Genomic DNA, 518 nt, shown 5'->3' with positions numbered 1-518 from the left:
GCTTGGCTATGCTGCGTGCGCGAAGGGGGCTAAGACGCCGCGCATGAGCGCGCGCCCCACCCTGATCTTCGATTTCGATTCGACCCTGGTTGATTTCGAGACACTTGAAGCCTTGGCCGACATCGCCCTGGCGGGGTCGCCGGACGCCGATGCGATCAGGGCCGAGATCGCATCGCTGACCGACAAGGCCATGGCGGGCGCCTTGGATTTCGGCCAGGCGTTGCGCCAGCGTCTGGCGCTGCTTCCCTTGACCCGCGACCATGTGCAGGCTCTGGCGCAGTCTGCGCCGGATCGGTTGACGGCGTCGGTTCGGCGCAATCTCGACTTCTTCCAGCAGAACACGGGCAAGATCGTCATCATCTCCGGCGGCTTCCGGGACGTGATCTCGCCGGTCGCTCAGGAACTGGGCGTCTCGCCGGATCGGGTGCTGTGCAACGACCTGATCTACGACGCCGAAGGGCGTGTGACGGGCGTGGATGACGCCAACCCCCTGTCGCGCGCCAATGGCAAGCCCGCGG

The 518-nt window shown here is 66.0% G+C and carries 1 protein-coding gene; it reads left to right on the top strand.

Annotated elements, in window-relative coordinates; genetic code table 11:
* Window positions 1–43: 43 nt before the first annotated feature.
* Window positions 44–518: HAD family phosphatase (locus tag CVH10_RS17115; protein WP_146142970.1), on the top strand; the 475-nt coding region annotated here is incomplete at its 3' end.

The sequence above is a fragment of the Halomonas sp. ND22Bw genome (assembly GCF_003011945.1).
In the GTDB taxonomy this organism is placed as follows: Bacteria; Pseudomonadota; Gammaproteobacteria; order Pseudomonadales; family Halomonadaceae; genus Halomonas; species Halomonas halophila.
Note: the sequence above shows the minus strand (reverse complement) of the source record. Positions and strands in the feature narration are given on the sequence as shown.